The sequence below is a fragment of the Nostoc sp. DedQUE05 genome, assembly GCF_034530955.1.
Classification (GTDB): domain Bacteria; phylum Cyanobacteriota; class Cyanobacteriia; order Cyanobacteriales; family Nostocaceae; genus Nostoc.
Genome location: NZ_JAVRCB010000007.1, coordinates 76890 through 94619, shown reverse-complemented (window position 1 = coordinate 94619; position 17730 = coordinate 76890). Strand labels below are relative to the sequence as shown.

Sequence of the window (17730 nt, the reverse complement as noted above, 5' to 3'; positions counted from 1 at the left end):
TGCTATCAGACATCGCGCATCGTAAGCGCAAACCGAATTATTGGAAACAAACAAATAATTTTATTTAGGGCTAATCTCAGATGCTAAATCAGCACAATAAAAACATACATTTAATTCTAAGAAAAAATTCATCTGTCCTAAAACAAGGGGAGCATTTCTGTCTCTTGTCCAAGCAAAAGCTAATTCCACATTTGGAAATTGTTCGACTTGTTGCTATCACAACCAATGCTCTTGCTTCAAACCTCTAGAATTGAAACCATTCGGCTGAAGCTAGGGAATGAAAATGACTACGCTGCTAATTCAAACTGAAAGCACACCCCTAACGGTAAATTTCCCCTCCCTTGTGCAGATGACAAATGAGCAGTTCTATGAATTCTGCCAAGCCAATGGAGATTTGCGAATTGAGCGTACTGCCAATGGGGAAGTCATCATCATGCCCCCAGCTTTTTCAGATACGGGCAACCGTAACTTTAACATTGCTGCACAGCTTGGGTATTGGACTGAACAAGATGGCACTGGCATAGGCTTTGACTCCAGTACAGGTTTTACACTACCCAATGGAGCGATGCGTTCCCCTGATGCTTCTTGGATTGAACTGGAGCGCTGGAACGCCTTAACAGATGCACAAAAAGCCTCATTTGCACCAATTTGTCCCAGCTTTGTGATTGAGTTACGCTCATCTAGCGTAGGCGTAGCCCGTCGTAGACATCGCCCGATCAAATTACAAGAGAAAATGCAGGAGTACATCGATAACGGTGCATCACTAGGCTGGTTAATCGATCGGCAAAATCGAAAAGTCTACATTTATCGTCCGAATCGAGAAGTTGAAATTTTGGATAATCCCGAAGCAGTTAATGGTAATCCAGAATTACCAGGATTTATCCTACGGATGGGCAAAATTTGGTAATTTGAGTCTTCTTAATGAGAAACTTGTGTTTTGAGAACGCTAGGAATTGCCTCAAGTATTCGCTTGGCAACGTCTTCAGGTGTATCTCCCTCTCGCTCGGTGATGTGCAAATCAGCTTGAGAATAAAGTGGTGTTCGTTGTTCGAGGAGCGATCGCAACTTAGCTTTAGGATCGATATCTTGCAGCAGTGGTCTTGTGGTATCCTCAGCTAAACGACTGTAAATTATCTCCACTGGCGTATCTAGCCACACTATCAAACCGTGGTGCAAGTAACCCCAATTTTCTCGCCGCAATACAATGCCCCCACCGGTTGCGATAGTCAACTTTGTAAAAGCACAAATTTGTGAAAGTACGTCACTTTCTAACTGGCGAAACCTGGCTTCACCAACTTCTGCAAATAATTGATTGATAGATTTACCTGTTGCTTGGACAATGACACCATCGGTATCTACAAACCTATAACCCAGTTCTTTTGCTAGTAAGCGCCCTACTGTCGTCTTACCAACGCCCATAATACCAATTAAGTACAGGTTGACTCCTTGTAATAAGCTGCTCACCAGTTGCTTCGCTCCAATTATAAGTTTTGAGTGCTGAGTCACAGCTTTAAATTATAAACTCAACGATTCAATCTAGGACTTAAAAATACGGAGTTTGATACATAATCGCGCAAACTCTAATAGTTTACTACTACAACTTGATGCCGATATTAGTAATTTCCGCAGGCATACAAAAACAAAATAAACCTCAATAAATTTATTTTCAACAGATATCAAAGTTTTTCACTTTGTTTCTCTCAAATTTACTTATAACTTTTCTAACTTCCAATTATTTTTAAAATCTGCAAATTCATCTTCTATTTTAAGAGGAACGAAATGACATAATTACCGTTATTAATCTATTTAAAGTAACTTAGGCAATAAATTAACGATTCTTCTGTGAAATTACCATCAGTAATAACTAATCAATTTCTTAGGAATGTAGTAATTTACCTGAAGTAACTAGGTAATTGCTGTATAGTAATGCCTATGCTTAACCAAAAAATTAACCTAGCTTGTTTGAAACTTTATTTAAACAATATCTGTCTATCTGAATAATCAGGGTTTTTACTCTGATGGTTAATTTTAAGTATACATAATACTGTGTTTCTAACAGCACAGGGTCGTTATTCTAAAAGTTCAGTTATAACAAGACCCGCTCAATTAAATGTTTCTAATAAAGGTGTAAATAATGACTGATTTACCGCGATCGCCCAAAAAAAACTTGCAAAAAAATTGAAATTTCGACACAAAGACTACTGCATATTCCACCCCGATAAGCCTGAATGAATAAATATTGTATGAATGAGGTGTCAACCATGACTCGAATTCGTGACGTTGTAGAAAGAGCTTTAGCAACTGGTTATTTGACAGTTGAAGCTGAAGATCAACTACGACAACTGTTGACTACCCGATATGACTTGGAAGATTTTAATGCTTTCATGATTTTGCAAGAAGCTGCCATGACTGGTAGGGTCAAGCAGGAATCTAGAGAACGGTGTGGCATTAAATAGAGATGTAGCCTGCTACATCTCACCGACGGGGGCGTTTACCATCATCTTCAAAATCATCATCATCCTCAAAAAATTCCCAATCATCATCATCGGCTTGATTGGTAGTTGGCGGCTGGTAAGGGGGGATAATTACTCGGTAATCAGCATCGTAAATTGATTCAGTTTTTCCCGCAGCCGTATTTTTTGGCTCGCGGTAGCTGTAGGAGTAAACTGAACCAGACCGAGAAGTGCTTTTGGCTTCTGATTGACGTTCGTAAGTTGTTGAGTCTTTAGGTTGTTGAGCTTGAGAATTAGGAATAGGCACTTCTTCTGACTTTTCATCAAAGTTCCAATCATCATCTCTACTGCTATTTGTCTCCCAATCATCAAATCCCTCACTGCTAGACTCTTCTCTTTTACTAGCTGGTGGTGGAGGACTGGCAGGGCGAGATGTCGGTTCTTCTCTTTGGGTTGCCTTCGCACGACTTGAAGGGGTGGTTCTTCTGTTAGGAGTTTGGCGTTGTCCTGCTACAAAATAATTGGATAAATTAAATAAGGTAGCAATCAATATCGATGTGAAAGCACCAGTGGCAGTACTGAACAAAATCCATATCGCTAGTGGTAATGGTTGAGTTCGCACGCCCAAAAATACTAGCGATAGGGCAGGTGAGAAATTTTGGACTAATAACAGCGTTAGTCCTCCCAGTACTGCCACCAATAGAATTAAGCGAATTACAGCCATAGCAATTTTGTCAGTTGTCAATTATCAGCGGTCAGTTGTCAATAGTCAGCGAACAGTCTGGTTATTCTTCACTAATTAACGTTGTCCCCCAACCCCTCTTGGACACCCAGAGGGGAGCCAAAACCCTAATGTTATCGTTGCTCCTCTTTTTCCCCGTGGGAGAGGGAGGTTGTCCGGGAGAGGTTCATCGAACTTACGTTAATTACTATTCGCTGACTACTGATACTATGGTTGAGTCGATGAGGGATATTATTCCCTGCACCTCTCAGTTAGATCCGTGCGTACCCGTTTCCGTGTACACGGCTCCCGATGTTCTTAGCTTGCGCTTTTGCTCATGTGTTTGTAATCGTGGCAACTCTCATGAATTGCTTCCAGATTATTTTTCTTCCAGTTGGCGTGATTTCCGTCGATGTGATGCAGGTGAACCCGTTCTTCATCGATGAATTTTAAACCGCAGGAAGCACATTTATGGTTTTGCTTCTTAAGAGCTTTAGAGGTTTCGCCGTTGTAGAGCTTACTATTACGTTCGCTCCAATAGGCTGTATCTCCGTCGTAAGGTGATTTAGTTCCTTTGACAGAAACGTGTTTGTTTTCGGAGTAAGAAACCTTTGGGAATGCTTTGTCTAGTAATTCTTTGCTAGAATAGCGGTTCTGCTTGGTTTCCTTATTGAATACCGTGTAAGCTCTTTTTTGGATGTGGTATAACGAGTCTCTAGACCCGTCCATCTTGCAGAACTTATGGTAATTTCTCCAACCTCTTACTACCGGAGCTAATTTCTCAGCCTTTGAGGTAGCACCATAATTCGAGTTGTTGACGATGTGTTTTACTTTCTTACGGAATGCTTTGAAGTTGTCCACTGAGGGAGTGCTTCTGAACTTTCCGTTTTTCTGGACTTTAAAGTGCCAGCCGAGGAAATCAAACCCATCTGTCGCGGCGGTAACTTTGGTTTTCTTTTGGCTTACTTGCATTCCGCGTTTGCGGAGAAACTCGCTGATTCTTTCAAGTATCTCTGTTGCATCATCTTCAGGTCGGAGTATAATAACCATGTCGTCCGCGTATCGGATTGATGGCTCGGCAATTTTATCTGCCGATGTTTTAGGTGTAATCCTTCTACCCTCTCTATATTGAGAGTGATATCTGTGTATACTCTCAATCCCGTTGAGTGCAATATTTGCTAGTAATGGGCTGACCACTCCCCCTTGTGGGGTTCCTTGTTCAGGGAATTCTGGGTTAACTCCACTCTTGAGGCATCGGAATATTCCGAGTTTTAAGCCTTTGGGGGCAATGAGTTCATCCATTATTGCTGAGTGGTTAATCCTGTCGAAGCACTTTTCAATATCGAGTTCAATTACTCGTTTTTCTATTCCATTGCAAAATGATCTAAGGTTTTCAAAGATGTATTTCTGTGCATCGTGGGCAGAGCGCCCCGTTCTAAACCCGTAACTTCTGGCGTGGAAAGTGGCTTCGTGTGCTGGTTCGAGTGCATATTTTGCAAGGCATTGCCAAGCTCTATCTGCAATGGTTGGTATCTTAAGCATTCTAGTTGTCCCATCCTTTTTAGGTATAGGGATTTCCCGTAATCCTTGATGCTTCCAATTTCCACTATTCATTTTCAGTAGTTCTTCAAGGTTGAAGCGTTCTTCAGATGAGAGGAATTTCTTACCATCAATACCCGCCGTCTTTTTGCCAGCGTTTAGCTGAGATACTTGTCTTATTGCAAGAAATCGAGCCGAGGTGGATTTTAGAATAAGCTTTTGGAGTGACCTAGCTTTCCGCTTGTCACCAACTTGAACAGCTTTGAATACGCGCTTTTGAAGGCGGAAAAGATTTCGGCGGAACTTCTTCCACAGTAAGGCTTTCCAAGATTCACTAGTTTTGTAACTGTGTCTAATCATTTTCTCTTCTAGAGTTTGTATTTTCTGAACACCTCAGACCAATTACGGTCTGTCCTACCCGAATTGTGGGGATTCCTCCGCTCGTCTGGGCTACTTGGGGAACGAAAAGCCCCTAGACCCACAACTCGTTTTTATTCGTTCCCTCGGAGAGATTGATTGTTCCGTTAGATGTAGCCAATTCGACTACTGGATTCCCTAGACTCTTGCCGTTACTCGACGTTAGTACGGCGGGGATGTACTCCAGTGAGGTCAGGGATTTTGCGTTGCGCCCTGCCGACAAATAAGTCGCTTTTTTAGGCTCGGTTTCATCATAGGAACTCCCTATTAGCGCCAGTGTCAACCCGCAACGGTCGTCTGATTGCGCCCTGTTCCCAGCTTCACTCTACAAGAACCGAGCTTGTTCGGTGTGGGCAGGTAAGGAGTCAATTCTGAGTCTGAATGACAGGACTTGCACCTGCATCAATCCGAGAGTTCAGCCTTTTGAGGACAGTAATCTGCTGTCGGGCTGGATTAGTTATTTACGGACTGAGTACCGTGATTCACTAATCAACGAATCGCACCAGCCATCTCTATCATTACCTTTTTAGGACTATTGTGAAATTTACAATAAATCCACTTAGGGCGTTAGCGACGACCTTGCCACCGCTGAATTGGAATACAGTCAATATCTAGTTGATCTAAAGCACGGGCAACTACAAAATCAACTAAATCCTCGATGGTTTGGGGATTGTGATACCAGGCGGGAATAGCGGGGACAACTCTAACTCCAACTTCTGCTAAAGAAGTTAAGTTACGCAGGTGGATGAGGCTAAAAGGCGTTTCACGCGGGACAATAACCAGCTTTCGCCCTTCTTTGAGTTGGACATCCGCTGCCCGTTCTAGTAAATCGGAACTCAAGCCAACCGCTAGCTTTGCTACTGTACTCATGCTGCATGGAATAATCATCATCCCCAGAGTGGCAAAGGAACCGCTGGCAATTCCGGCTCCGACATCGCTCCAAGGATGACACCGGAGTTTACCGGCAAGTGCAACACCAGCTTGCTCTCGCCAGAATTGTTCTTGCCCGGTTGGTTCTGGTGGCATCCGAATTTCCTGTTCTGACTGCCAAACCATGTAAGTTGATTTAGAGGCAACCAATTCAATGCTATACTCCGCTTCTAGCAAAAATTTGATTGCGCGAACAGCGTAAATCAGACCAGATGCGCCCGATACGCCTAAAATTAAAGGTTTGGTGTTATTTGACACGTAAGTTGTAGTTTATTTTACTCGTCCTCAGAGTAAGGATCTAGGTCATCAGGCTCCATATCATTTGGTAAGTAGAGGTCTGAAAGGTCATCACGAGAATCATTGCCAGTTAAACCTTTGGCGACACCATCGCTGCCTACTGTCACCAAATCAATTTGCTGACGGTAGTAATCGACACTCTTAACTTGCACGGCGACGCGATCGCCTAGTCGATAAGAAGCGCGATTTTTGCGCCCAAATAGTGCCTGTTGTCTGGCGCGATATTCATACCAATCATCTTTGAGAGAACTGACGTGTACCAATCCCTCTACCCGCAAAGGCACACCATGATTAGTGCTGGACTCCACCTCAGCTGCGGGTACTTCAATTTCCACAAAGAAACCGTAGGATTGAACCCCGGTAATCACGCCTTGAAATACCTGACCGATGCGTTGCTTCATCAGTTGGGCTTTTTGCAGTCCGGCTAAATCGGCTTCGGCTTCTTGGACTTCTTTTTCGCGGTCGTTGATTTGGACAATTACCCTAGTCAAATCGCTTTGCAGTTCTTGTTGCAATTCTGGGGGTAAAACGTTCCAGTTAATTTCCTCGTGGCTGGAGGAGTGGCGGAGATTAACCCGCTCTCTGACACGGGTATTGCGGCGATCGCGTCCGTTTTCCAGTAGCGTATAATACACTCTCTGCATCAGTAAATCTGGGAACCGCCGCAAGGGAGCGCTAAAGTGGACATATTGCGGTAATGCCAGACCAAAGTGAGATCCTTTGGTGGTACTGTATGCAGACGGCTTCAGTGTATCTTGTAACAAGTAAGTAAGAACTTGCTCAGAGGGAGATTCAGCAAAAGCTGTGGTCAAATGTTGGTAATCTAAGGGTTGGATATCGACTTCTGGATCTAATGTGAGGTCAACGCCTAAATTGACTGCCAATTTCAACATTTCCTGGACATCTTCAACATCAGGAGTACCTTGGACTCGCCAGATAGCCGGAACACCAAGGGCATTTAAGTGAGTTGCAAACAGTTGATTAACTAACAGCACCAACTCCGTGAGTAGCGATCGCACTGGTAAATCATTCACCACCACAGCGCCGAGAATCCCCTCATCATAATAGGCGTTTTGGCTAGGCGGCAGATTCAACTGGAGGCTACCACGAGTCAAGCGTACCTGTTTCACGGCAGTTTGCAAGGCTTGGAGGTCTTGCAGGATTTGGAAAACCTGTGATGATTTATCTTCAACTTCACCTGTGAGAATTGCTTGAGCTTGTTCTGTAGTCAGTGCAGTTTCGACATTAATTACACTGGGTTGAATTTCCCATTCCAGCACTTCTCCCGATTGGGGATCGATGGTAATTAAAAAAGAGATGGTTAAGCGATCGCTCCCAGGTACTAAAGAACAGCGTTCTGCTACTGCTGGGGGCAATATTGGTAACACCAATTCTCCTAGATATACTGATTTGCCGCGTTTGAGTGCTTCTCTATCTAAGGCTTCATCAGGTTGGACATAGTGAGAAACATCGGTGATATGAACGCCCAAAAGCCAATTTCCAGCTAAGTTTTTTTCTAAACTAAAAGCGTTTTCTATAACTTTGGTATCGCTATTTACTCCTTCAATCGTGAGAGTAAACAAATTACGTAAATCTAGCCGATTTTTCAGGTCTGCTTTCAGGAGCTTTTTGGGCAACCTCGCAGCTGCTTCTAGAACATTATCTGGAAAAGTCCGGGAAAGGTCGTGTTTGCACGTAACTAAATCTATATCAGCAGCGGCTTCGGCATCGCTACCGAGGATTTGCACCACTCGACCAAGGGGAGGATATTGTGCCAACGGGTAACGCAAAACTTCCACATGAACCAGATGATCGATCGCTTCTTCTAACTTCGCCCCGTTAGGTTGAATCTTGAGTTCAAACAGTAAGCGATCGTCTAAAGGCACAGCCCGAAAACCAGTTTCTACCTGCTTGATTCGTGCCAGTAAAGTGTGGTTAGAGCGTTCGAGAATCAGCTTCACCTCACCTTCGGGAGAGCGACGGCGACTGCCTTCTTTGAGAACTCTTACCAAAACGCGATCGCCATTCCAAGCATTGCTCAGATGACTTTCGCGGATGTAAATATCCTCGGCTCCTTCCACATCTTGAATAGCAAAGCAAAAACCTTTACTAGAACAACGGAGTTTTGCCTCGATTATTCCCTCTTCTGAGACACGGCGGTACTTGCCCCGTTCCTTCACTAAAATACCGATTTTTTCCAGAACATCTAAGGCAATGTGAAGTTTTTGTAAACTTTTTTCATCTTCACAGCCAAGTTTCTTTTCTAAAACCTTCCGAGCTACCAATTTATCATCGGTGAAATTGGCAAGGAGTGTAGCGATTGAAAATTCCATGCAGTGAACCGACCTTTGGTCAAAACATCATTTGTTGTTTAATCTGGTTCATTTCTGTATACCCTCACGGCTTACAGAAACAAGCTGGAAACTAATTGCTCTGAAGCAAGCTTCCTAAGTTCTAAGGAAAGGAAGCCCGACCCAGTAAGAGGGGGAAACTACTCCCGCAGTTCCTTTGCAAAGAAGCCGACCCACGGACAACTCTGGGCGTTTACAAACTTCTCACTGCACGATGCTCTCAGAATTCGCCTGCGTTCAAGTCCCTTCACCTAACCAAACTTAAGATTGCACACCTGATTAAAATTTAGCCCCGCTAGTTAATTACGCGACGGGTTTTTAAGAAGCTGGGTTTAGAGAATCCATACTGCCCAAAAGCGCTATGCAAGGGAGCCACTGCGGTCTTTTCCAAGGGGAGACGCTAAAAGCCTTAGCGAGTCTGCGAGCGTCTGGGGTCTCCCCAAGACCGCACTGCCGTCAAGTGGCGTGGAAACTACAGGTGTTTGATTGTCTAGAGAGAAGGTAATTTTACGCCATTAAACTCTGATTTTTAACTAGGAGGAACTGCTGGTGAACCCAATTTTCCCACATGTAGAATCGGTAACAATTAGGTAAGCAGCTTAATAAGCAGCGAGGGCGAACCTTATCTCCATTATTGTAGATTTAGAGCGCACTTCCAGAAAATAGTTCTAGATATAGACTTGGGTAATCAGTATAGCATTGCAAGCAAGACTACCCAGATAAGTTAGCACTGACCAAAAATTTCGTCAAAAAAGAGCTACTGCTACAATTGGGACACCAGGCAAAGTAAGAATATCACCTTGACGGCTTAGAGGAGAGAATTATACCTACTCATCGCCTGCCAAGAAGCTGATAATACATAGTAGGCAATTAAAAATGAATAAATGCAATATTGGCAGGCATCCTGGGTATCGAGTGGATGTAAATTAAAGTAAGGGCAGCTGATAGAGCTTAAACATACAAGCAGTATCAACGCCGTTATTAAAAATATTTAGATTGGTAGCAGTATTATGTTGGCTCAATTCCAGAGCTTGTATCCCAAAGGCAGTTTGATTTCTGAATTAGTGCAAATTTTTCAAGGAAAATATATTGTTCGGGCAAGCGTGCAAATTGAAGGCGTAACCCGTGCTACGGGTATGGCAGCAGCAGAAACAGTCGAAGCAGCAGAAGACCAAGCTAGAACCAGGGCACTGATAGTTTTGGGTATTACAAACGCGCCACTAGAATCAGTGGCGTTGACCTCAAGTCCAGTTTCCCCAGCACAGCTAAATCCTGACTTGAATACTAAAGGTGGATTGAGTGAGCCTGCTGCTTATTCCTCGGCCAAAGATAAGGATTTTGTTAGTAGTCAGTGGCCAGCAGTCAGCGACAAAGAAATCTCTATACCGCCTTCCAAAGAACGGAACATCAAACCAGAAGTAGTAACAAATAGTAAGGAACAATACGGGTACAGCAATGCTGCGCCTCTAAACGATACCTATAGTCAGGATTTAGGTCAAAACTTTCCGATGACTGCCAAGCAGGAGCTAGAATTCGATCCGTCAGTTGAGAACTTGGAAATAAATTTTGATAACCAGCCAGAAAATCAAACCTTTCCGGCAATTTCTGCCAACAATGTCACACCATTTACACCCCGGAGTTACAGCCCTCAAGAAAATGTCGCTACCCCGTCAGTGACAGGAAAGAGAAAGAAAAAAGCTGAACCAGTGGATTTATCAGATGTAATTGCTAAAACAGATGTCGAACTTCAGCGTTTAGGCTGGACACCAGAACAGGGACGGGAGCATCTGATTGAAACCTACGGTAAGCGCGGGCGGACTTTGCTGACTGAAGAAGAATTACACGGATTCCTCAAATACTTACAATCTCAGCCAGACCCAATAGCGGGATTTTGATTAGTCATTTGTCATTTGTCATTTGTCATTGGTCATTAGTCATTTGTAAGGGCTAATGACTAATAACATAGGCTCTTGAAACAGTAAGGAAGCTATGACCTGTGAATTTTTCTGAAGTAATTGCTCAAACAGACGTTGAAATGCAGCGACTAGGGTGGACAATAGACCAGGGACGGGAACATCTCATAAAAAATTATGGGAAGCGATCGCGAACTTTACTAACACAAGTAGAATTACTAGACTTCCTTCAATACCTTGAATCTCAACCATTAAATCGAGTTGTGAGTGCCAAAATTAATGTTGACATCGAACAGTTATGTTGGATGGAACAGCAGGGACAAATTAATTCTGAAATCGAACGGTTATGTTGGATGAAAGAGGAGGAACAGAAGTATGTTACAACAACTTCTAGCAAGCAAAGTCAGAATTCGCCTACTCAAGAAGAACTATTAGAATTACTCAAATATTTTGAAGCTCAACCTATAGTAGAATACCCCAGCAATCTTGATGCAGAATATGAAGAGTTCCAAAATTTCTCTACATACTCAGAAGAATCAGACAATGTAATTACTAGAATATCTTCTGAGAATTTATCTCAGATATTGGCTAACACCGATGTCCAAATGCAGCGTTTAGGCTGGACAACAGAACGGGGACGGGAGCATCTGATTAAAACTTATGGTAAGCGATCGCGTACTTTGCTGACAGAAGCAGAATTACTAGACTTCCGGCAATACCTTGCATCCCTTGCATCTCAACCAACACCAGCAGATTTGTCGGATGTAATTGCTAAAACAGATGTCGAAATCCAGCGCTTAGGCTGGACACCAGAACAGGGACGAGAACATCTGATTAAAGTCTACGGTAAGCGCGGGCGGACTTTGCTGACTGAAGAAGAATTACATGGATTTCTCAAATACTTACAATCTCAGCCAGACCCAATAGCGGGATTTTGATTAGTCATTTGTGATTCTTCATTTGTAATTAGGAGTTACGCACACTCTACGAATTCTCGGCGCTCTTCTTTTCGATACGCTGCGCCTTGGCGTCAGCCTCTCACAGAGAAGGTGGTTCGATAAATTAAGCTTTTTAGCAATTTTTGCATAACTCCTAGTAATAACTAATACGAATTTGCCAAAGATAGTATTATTTAGGCGGAAATAAAACTGTGATTAACTATGCCTCGTGTGCGAATTGAAATTGTACCGCACCTGGGCTATCCAGAATTGATTCGTCTAGAACTTATGCATTGACAAAGTAGACAATTAGTGGGTTAGGGTTAACGAAGGAAAAATACCCTCTTGAGTTGAGAATCAAAAGCGCGATCGCGCTTTTGATCGGCGAGTTTACAGAACTGACTACACCCGTGCATCTACACTGACTTGATACTGAACTTTGTTTGAGCTAAACTGTCTGCTTCGGATAATGACGAAGTAATTTCCTGCGGCTAGATTCTGGCGTGTAATTTGGTGGGAAAATGAGTCGCGACTTTGGCCAATCACTTCGCCTTGATTGCGATCGATTTGACCATTGTTGTTTGAATCCCTAACTAATAACAAATCTGTCCGTCCTCCGTTCGGGGCAACGCCTTCCAGTCTTAAACGTAAATTAGAGCGCCCCGTGAGTAGCACTTTTCTAAAGTCTTCTAAGTCATCGGTGGTGGTGACATCGCCTTTAATCTGAAGAAATCCTTGACCACTATTCAAATTCCCTTCAAAATCGGCTGCAAAAATACTATTGTCGTTATCGGGTGTCGCAAAAGCTGGGGAAACCAATCCACAAGTTAATAAAGTTAGCAACGTTAGCTTAAGACTTGATTTGAAGCAATTCATGATGTTTCTTCCTAAAGATAAATGTATTGATTTTTGGTATTACACACTGTACAAAATGACTTAGTGTCTTTGTAATCTAAATCTAAATTAAGCTTTTAATAAAAAGAATACAGTCTGAAAAAGACCTTAATAGTATGAAGTTGAAAATAAAATTCAAATTGCTTGGTATTATTTAGTCACAAAAAGTTTGTTTTGATAACATCGCTGTACTCCAGCAAACTAGTTTTGAGGCTAGTGTAAAGCGACAAATTATGGTTCAACTTTTGACGATCCTATGTCAGGATCGAAATGTGTATCTTCAGACAATCAAAAGTTGGAATTTATTCAATATCTGCTACCGGATCGAGACTACCTTCATCTCGACAAATAGGATCTTGACCCTTTAAAATCGAGTTTTTACAGCTATTTTCAGGTAAATGAACCACAAATAGACCTCACTTCCATTCCTCTCTCCTACGAGGAGAGAAGCTTTGATTTTCTCCCCAACGCTAGTAGGGAAGGGGCTGGGGGTTAGGTCTCATAATTGTGGTCTAAATACATAAAAACTGCTGTAACTCAAATAACCCCTCTTCAGTTATGAAAAGGGGTTATTTTTAGGGTTTAAGGAAATTAAAAGTGGTAAATCATCATTTACCAATCGTGACTATTAATTAAGAACAGCAACTGCTGGGCGGCTACCAGCGGCGTGACGGTCAATCACTTGGTCAATCAAACCGTAGTCTCTGGCTTCCTCTGGCGACATGAAAAAGTCACGTTCAGTATCTTCAGCAATCCGCTCAATTGGTTGACCTGTATGTTCAGCTAAATAGTCGTTTAGCCGCCGCTTATGGTACAGAATTTCCCGCGCCTGAATTTCAATATCAGTCGCCTGTCCTTGAGCGCCGCCTAAAGGTTGATGAATCATAATCCGAGAATGGGGTAGACTCATCCGCTTACCTTTAGTACCCGCGCTGAGGAGAAAAGCACCCATACTCGCTGCTAATCCGGTACAAATTGTACAGACATCAGGGCGAATATGCTTCATAGTGTCAAAAATGCCCATACCAGCCGTCACCGAACCACCGGGAGAATTGATGTACATATAAATGTCTTTCTCCGGGTCTTCAGCATCCAAATACAGCAGTTGGGCAACAATCAAGTTGGCAATATTGTTATCAACTTGTTGTCCCAAAAAGATGATGCGCTCACGTAACAGCCGTGAGTAGATGTCAAAGGCGCGTTCACCTCGACCCGATTGTTCAATAACGATAGGAATCATGGAAGCGTGTTTGTGGCTACTTTAAATACATTTTATCGGTGACAGCACGAAACTGGGGCTGATCTCTACTATTGCCAAGTAGATATAAGTAAATCTTGGCTATTCTGTCTGATTCACCAAAGGAGCAAAATCTGCTTTTGCAATAGATTCAACCTCCAAGGGCACTTTTTAGCGACAAAAGCTATCTAAGAAAATATCCCGGTTTAGGAAAGAATAAATCAAAAAACTTCAATTGTCGCCAATCTTATATCTCGGACTTTGCTGTACAACCTTGGCGATGTATTGATTAAACCGATAACCGAAATCCGATTTGCTTAGGAAATTATGTTAACTACCAGTAACATTTTAAACATTTTTTTAGGATTTCCTTCGGCATTTATCAAGTTATTTTTGTTAGATTCGGTAAATCGGGAGTACGAGGTGTATTTAGAATAACCAGTCACAGTTGAAATGGTATCCATTCACAAGAGACGTGCCATGCTGGAAAAACTTATGCAAGCCGCCATCATCACCTTCTTGCTCCATCTGATAGCAGGACTTAGCCCAAATACTTTAATACAAACAAAGACAGCATCACCTGTGCGAGAAACACCACCAAATATTGTTAGCTTGCTATTGCGATCTTTTCAATAAAAATGTTTCATAAGTTGTAGTGGTGTAAGTAAGTAGGCGTAGATAAACCCAATTATTAGGGACTGAGAAAAAATAAATTATCCAAAATTATTTGTAGATTTGTAGGGGCACAAAGCCTTGCACCCCTACGTTTGCTGAAAGTCCCTTATATAAGGATAATTAATTGCCTTGTAGTTAGTGCTGACTACAAAACTGCATTTTTTTACACCAACTTACTTAGGCGAGATTAAAAATAAAGGGATAATTCGCTCGTTGAATTTCTTACTTAATGTATATAGCTGTCTAGGCTCACACTCCTAAGAACAGGATAGACTGAGCAAAGAAGGCAACTAATTGCATTTAATCATGACTAATCGCCTTGCTGAAGCTAAGAGCCTCTATCTCCGCAAACACGCCGAAAACCCAATTGATTGGTGGCCTTGGTGTGATGAAGCGCTTGCAACTGCAAGGGCGCAAAATAAACCGATTTTTCTTTCCATTGGCTATTCTAGTTGCCACTGGTGTACTGTCATGGAAGGCGAGGCTTTTTCTGATATTGCGATCGCTGAGTACATGAATACCAATTATCTTCCCATCAAAGTAGACCGGGAAGAAAGACCTGACCTCGATAGCATCTATATGCAAGCTTTGCAGATGATGAGCGGTCAAGGGGGTTGGCCTTTAAATATTTTTCTTTCCCCAGAAGATTTAGTGCCCTTTTACGCTGGTACTTATTTTCCTGTAGACCCGCGCTATGGTCGTCCGGGATTTTTGCAGGTGTTGCAAGCCCTTCGCCGTTATTACGACACCGAAAAAGCAGAATTACAGCAACGCAAAGCCTTAATTATTGAGTCTCTGCTCACGTCTGCGGTATTGCAAGACGGTACAACAGATGAGCTTGAAGACCGGGAATTACTCCGCCAAGGTTGTGAAACCAGCACAGGTGTAATTACTCCTAATCAATCTGGCAATAGCTTTCCGATGATTCCCTACACAGAATTAGCGCTGCGGGGAACTCGATTTAATTTTGAATCTCGCTATGATGGCAAGCAAGTTTCTACCCAGCGAGGACTAGACTTAGCGCTAGGGGGCATTTATGACCATGTAGCCGGTGGTTTTCATCGCTATACTGTTGACCCGACTTGGACAGTACCCCACTTTGAAAAGATGCTTTACGACAATGGACAAATTGTCGAGTATATGGCTTCTTTATGGAGTGCAGGAGTACAAGAGCCAGCCTTTGAGAGGGCGGTTGCTGGAACTGTACAATGGCTGAAGCGGGAAATGACTGCGCCTGAAGGTTACTTCTATGCTGCTCAAGATGCCGATAGCTTCACCCAATCCACGGCAGTAGAACCAGAAGAAGGAGCCTTTTACGTCTGGAGTTACAGCGAATTACAACAACTGTTAACGCCTGAAGAATTAACCCAATTACAACAGCAGTTTACGGTGACGCCTAACGGCAACTTTGAAGGACGTAATGTTTTACAAAGAAGGAATTCAGGTCAACTGAGTGTAACGCTGGAAATGGCACTGAGTAAGCTGTTTACCGTCCGTTATGGCGTTAATTCTGAGTCACTAGAAACTTTTCCCCCAGCTCGTAACAACCAGGAAGCAAAAACTACTAACTGGCCAGGTCGCATTCCCTCGGTGACAGATACAAAGATGATTGTCGCCTGGAATAGCTTGATGATTTCTGGGCTGGCTAAGGCTGCTGGGGTTTTTCAAGAACCGTTATATCTGGAATTAGCAGCACGAGCGGCGAATTTTATTTTGGAAAATCAGTTTGTCAATGAACGTTTCCAGAGACTCAACTATCAAGGAGAAGCAACCGTTTTAGCGCAGTCTGAAGATTATGCTTTGTTTGTTAAAGCTCTCTTGGATTTACAAGCTTGCAACCCTGAGCATAAGCAATGGTTAGAAAATGCGATCGCTATCCAAGATGAATTCAACGAATTTCTCTGGAGTGTAGAATTAGATGGTTACTATAACACATCAAGCGATTCTAGTCAAGATTTAATTGTCAGAGAGCGGAGTTATGCAGATAATGCTACACCATCAGCTAATGGAATTGCGATCGCTAACCTTGTCCGTCTTGCCCTACTCACCGATAATCTAGATTATTTGGATTTAGCGGAACTTGGTTTGAAAGCTTTTAGGAGTATAATGCATCGCGCTCCCCAAGCTTGTCCCAGCTTGTTTACAGCTTTGGATTGGTATCGTAATTCTACCTTGATTCGCAGCACCACTGAGCAAATCAACGCTTTGATTCCCAAGTATTTACCCGCAGCTGTGTTTGCGATAACATCTGATTTACCAGAGGGAAGCGTTGGGTTAGTTTGCCAAGGCTTGAAGTGTCTTGCACCAGCAGAAAGTGTAGAGCATTTATTGCAGCAAGTGGAGAAAAGTCAAAATAGGGCATAGGGCATTGGGCATTGGGCATTGAATATGTATTATTCTCCTCTCTATCTCTAGTGCCTAATCCCCAGTTACTAGTACCCAGACCCCAATTCGATGTATAACTATGACGACCAGAAGCGAATTAACAGCGATTGTGTTAGCTGGGGGTAAGAGTTCTCGGATGGGTCAAGATAAAGCCTTGATTCCCATTCAAGGGATACCATTGTTGCAGCGAGTTTGTGGGATTGCTCAAAGCTGTGCTGATACAGTTTATGTAGTAACTCCCTGGCCAGAACGCTATCAAGACTTGCTTTTGCCTGGTTGTCAGTTTATCCGAGAAGTGCCTTTGTCTGGAGAATCTTTAGCCCACGGGCCTCTAGTTGGATTTGCTCAAGGGCTAGCCGAAGTCGAGACAGAATGGGTGCTGCTGCTAGCTTGCGATTTACCGAGGTTGCGGGTTGAGGTGTTGCAAGATTGGATAACTCAACTCGATCGCGTAGGGGATAATGCGATCGCAGCTTTAGCTTATCATCCCAAAGGTTGGGAGCCTCTGTGTGGTTTCTATCGCCGTCGCTGTCTGCCACAACTCCTAGAGTTTATCAACCAAGGCGGGCGATCGTTTCAGCAGTGGCTTCGGCAATATCCGGTAAAAGTTTTGCCCTTAGCAGAACCCGAAATGCTATTTAACTGTAATACACCAGAGGACTTGGCTTTAAATTGAGTTGAAAAGTAGGGACTTAATCGTGAACTGAACCTGCCGAAACTTTGGTAATAAAGTCATTTTTCGGACAATCGAACAGAATTCAAGAGTCCTAAATTCATTCTGAATTCTGTAGAACTGGCGGATAGCGCAGCGTAAAGCCTTCTCTTTTCCCAAAAGGAAATGCACTCGCGTTCGAGAGGCTTCTCTTTCAGAGACGCTACGCACAGCGTCTTGATTCTGAATTCTAAATTCTGACTCCTGAATTCTTGCCTATTCAACGTTTTAGCCCTAACGTGGAACTGCTAACTATATGTATTAAGGA

14 protein-coding genes are annotated in these 17730 nt (G+C 42.9%); 7 read left to right on the top strand and 7 right to left on the bottom strand.

Features of this window, described 5'->3' with window-relative positions; translation table 11 throughout:
• Nucleotides 1-283: 283 nt before the first annotated feature.
• Nucleotides 284-907 (top strand): Uma2 family endonuclease, encoded by a 624-nt coding sequence (locus tag RMZ42_RS07155; RefSeq protein WP_322670755.1) that lies wholly within the window; start codon nucleotides 284-286, stop codon nucleotides 905-907.
• 11 nt (nucleotides 908-918) lie between these two features.
• Here the strand turns inward: RMZ42_RS07155 and RMZ42_RS07150 are convergent, their stop codons facing one another.
• Entirely contained in the window at nucleotides 919-1464 is a 546-nt protein-coding gene (locus tag RMZ42_RS07150) for a shikimate kinase (protein WP_322670754.1), read from the bottom strand.
• A gap of 797 nt (nucleotides 1465-2261) precedes the next feature.
• On the opposite strand from RMZ42_RS07150, the gene RMZ42_RS07145 reads away from it, so the two are divergent.
• A complete protein-coding gene (locus RMZ42_RS07145; protein ID WP_322670753.1) occupies nucleotides 2262-2456 on the top strand; it encodes a hypothetical protein in 195 nt (64 codons plus the stop codon).
• 19 nt (nucleotides 2457-2475) lie between these two features.
• Here RMZ42_RS07145 and RMZ42_RS07140 read toward each other — a convergent pair whose 3' ends face one another.
• The 4 genes from RMZ42_RS07140 to RMZ42_RS07125 form a co-directional block, all read right to left on the bottom strand.
• The gene (locus RMZ42_RS07140; protein ID WP_322670752.1) at nucleotides 2476-3177 is read right to left on the bottom strand and encodes a LapA family protein; all 702 of its coding nucleotides are present in this window, start codon (nucleotides 3175-3177) and stop codon (nucleotides 2476-2478) included.
• Between the two features lie 315 nt (nucleotides 3178-3492).
• Nucleotides 3493-5073, bottom strand: a complete 1581-nt coding sequence (locus RMZ42_RS07135) for a group II intron reverse transcriptase/maturase (RefSeq protein WP_322670751.1) — start codon at nucleotides 5071-5073, stop codon at nucleotides 3493-3495.
• A 624-nt stretch (nucleotides 5074-5697) separates the two neighbouring features.
• On the bottom strand, nucleotides 5698-6318 hold the full coding sequence (locus tag RMZ42_RS07130) for a flavin prenyltransferase UbiX (protein ID WP_179065018.1): 621 nt from the start codon (nucleotides 6316-6318) through the stop codon (nucleotides 5698-5700).
• A 17-nt stretch (nucleotides 6319-6335) separates the two neighbouring features.
• A complete protein-coding gene (locus RMZ42_RS07125) occupies nucleotides 6336-8690 on the bottom strand; it encodes a ribonuclease R family protein (protein WP_322670750.1) in 2355 nt (784 codons plus the stop codon).
• Nucleotides 8691-9718: 1028 nt separating this feature from the next.
• Between RMZ42_RS07125 and RMZ42_RS07120 the strand changes: the two genes are divergently transcribed.
• Nucleotides 9719-10603, top strand: a complete 885-nt coding sequence (locus RMZ42_RS07120) for a hypothetical protein (RefSeq protein WP_322670749.1) — start codon at nucleotides 9719-9721, stop codon at nucleotides 10601-10603.
• A 101-nt stretch (nucleotides 10604-10704) separates the two neighbouring features.
• Complete coding sequence (locus RMZ42_RS07115) at nucleotides 10705-11559, top strand: hypothetical protein (RefSeq protein ID WP_322670748.1); 855 nt, start codon at nucleotides 10705-10707, stop codon at nucleotides 11557-11559.
• Nucleotides 11560-11961: 402 nt separating this feature from the next.
• On the opposite strand, the gene RMZ42_RS07110 is transcribed toward RMZ42_RS07115, so the two are convergent.
• Nucleotides 11962-12435: a hypothetical protein gene (locus RMZ42_RS07110; protein WP_322670747.1), complete on the bottom strand. Its 474-nt coding sequence runs from the start codon at nucleotides 12433-12435 to the stop codon at nucleotides 11962-11964.
• A 646-nt stretch (nucleotides 12436-13081) separates the two neighbouring features.
• A complete protein-coding gene (clpP, locus tag RMZ42_RS07105) occupies nucleotides 13082-13693 on the bottom strand; it encodes an ATP-dependent Clp endopeptidase proteolytic subunit ClpP (RefSeq protein ID WP_322670746.1) in 612 nt (203 codons plus the stop codon).
• 477 nt (nucleotides 13694-14170) lie between these two features.
• On the opposite strand from clpP, the gene RMZ42_RS07100 reads away from it, so the two are divergent.
• The 3 genes from RMZ42_RS07100 (at nucleotide 14171) to RMZ42_RS07090 (ending at nucleotide 17426) form a co-directional block, all read left to right on the top strand.
• Nucleotides 14171-14326 carry a hypothetical protein gene (locus RMZ42_RS07100; RefSeq protein WP_322670745.1) on the top strand — a complete coding sequence of 52 codons (156 nt, stop codon included), beginning with the start codon at nucleotides 14171-14173 and terminating at the stop codon, nucleotides 14324-14326.
• Nucleotides 14327-14671: 345 nt separating this feature from the next.
• Complete coding sequence (locus RMZ42_RS07095; RefSeq protein WP_322670744.1) at nucleotides 14672-16729, top strand: thioredoxin domain-containing protein; 2058 nt, start codon at nucleotides 14672-14674, stop codon at nucleotides 16727-16729.
• A 100-nt stretch (nucleotides 16730-16829) separates the two neighbouring features.
• Nucleotides 16830-17426, top strand: coding sequence for a molybdenum cofactor guanylyltransferase (locus RMZ42_RS07090; RefSeq protein ID WP_322670743.1), 597 nt, complete (start codon nucleotides 16830-16832; stop codon nucleotides 17424-17426).
• Nucleotides 17427-17730 lie beyond the last annotated feature (304 nt).